The organism is Achromobacter sp. UMC46 (assembly GCF_014170335.1).
Classification (GTDB): domain Bacteria; phylum Pseudomonadota; class Gammaproteobacteria; order Burkholderiales; family Burkholderiaceae_B; genus Achromobacter.
Window position 1 is genome coordinate 1 of the sequence record NZ_LZZS01000022.1, and the last position, 1,731, is coordinate 1,731.

Genomic DNA, 1,731 nt, shown 5'->3' on the forward strand with positions numbered 1-1,731 from the left:
ACCATCCACAGGTTGCGGTCTGCTAGCGGGGCGTCGGGATCGGCGCTGGACAGGATGACGTCCAGCTGCGGGCCCCCATGCCGCGAGGCCCGCCACTTGCGCCAAAGGGAGGTAAGCATGGGCGGGCCTCGCGGGTCATAGGGATTCGGGGTCTCGGCGCAGCGAGAAGCCTTGCGCTTCGTTCATGGCCAGGTAGCTGACGTTGCGCGACACCACGGGCGGCTTGTCGCCGCTGTGCAGGGCGCGCACTTCGTCCAGCACCATCTTGTCGGCCAGCGTCATGCGGTCGATCATGCGCAGGTACTGCATCCAGCTTTCCACCAGGAACACTTCACGCCACACGCCTTCGCGTTCCAGGTCGCGGAACAATTGCCATTGCTGCGCGCCATTGCGCAGGCGCAGCAGCCGCAGCGGATGCGCGGCGCTGATCAGCGCGGACAGCTTCTCGTGTTCGATCAGGTATTCCACCGCGACCAGCACCGAGCCGTGCTGGGTGTTGAAACCGGCGGCCGCCATCGCGGGTTCGGTGCTGTCGACGCGCGCCAGCGATTGGGTGTCCACGTGTTCGGGCAGGCGCGAGCGGTACAGCAGCGCCACGGTGATGCCCAGCATGATGCCGGCGGTGCTTAGCGCGCCGGACACGCCCATGGTGCCGGCGAAGTGGCCCCACATGAACGAGCCTGCCGCCAGGCCGCCGAAAATCGCCGTCTGGTACAGCGCCAGCGCGCGCGCCTTGACCCAGTCGGGCACCAGCATCTGGACGGTGGTGTTGTAGGTGGCCAGCACGCCGATCCAGCAACTGCCCGACAGCAGCAGCGCGGGAAAGACGATCCACAGGGTGCTGGTCAGGCCCAGCGCCAGCAGGCAGGCGGCCAGCAGCGCGGCGGCCACGGTGACCAGCCCGCCCGCGCCCCAGGCAGCCTGCACGCGGCGTACGAAGGCGCTGCCGAAGATGGCGCCGATGCCCAAGGCGCCCAGCATGTAGCCGTACAGCAGCGCGCTGCCTTCTTCGTGGTCGTGGGCCAGCAGCGGCAGCAGCGCCCACAAGGCGCTGGCCGACAGGCCGAATGCGAACGAGCGCAGCATGACGACGCGCGTCACGGTGGAGTGCTGGGTGTAGCGCAGTGCGGCGACGACGCCTTCGAACAGGCCTTCGGGCGGCAGGCGGCGCACGGGCAAGTCGCGCCGCCAGCGCCAGATCGCCCAGATCAGGCCGCCGTAGCAGAAGCAGTTCAGCAGGAACACCCACGGCGCGCCCATGGCGCCCAGCAGCAGGCCGCCGATGGCGGGGCCGACGGCGCGCGCGACGTTGTAGTTGACGCTGTTGAGCAGGACGGCGCTGCCGACGTGGGCGCGCGGGACCTGCTCGCCGACGGCGGCCTGCCAGGCTGGGGTGACGATGGCGCTGCCGATGGCGATGCAGAAGACGGAGGCGATCAGCGTGATCGGGTGCAGCAGGCCGGCGAATGCCAGGATGGTGATGAAGACGCCGCCGGCCAGTTCCAGCAGCATGCCGGTCAGCATGACTTTGCGGCGGTCGTAATTGTCGGCCAGCACGCCGGTCAGGATGGACAGGGCCACCAGCGGGAAGGCGGCGGCCACCTGGATCATGGCGACCATCAGGGGGCTGCTCTGTTCAGTGGTGATGATCCAGGCGGCGGCGACGGATTGCGCCCAGGTGCCCAGGTTGGCGAACAGGTTGGCGATCCAGATGATGCGGAACGCGGGGAA

The 1,731-nt window shown here is 68.8% G+C and carries 1 protein-coding gene; it reads right to left on the minus strand.

Translation table 11 applies throughout. The features are described from left to right. Window positions 1–135: 135 nt before the first annotated feature. On the minus strand, window positions 136–1,731 hold a 1,596-nt coding region (locus A9973_RS16900; protein ID WP_183014885.1), incomplete at its 5' end, for an MFS transporter.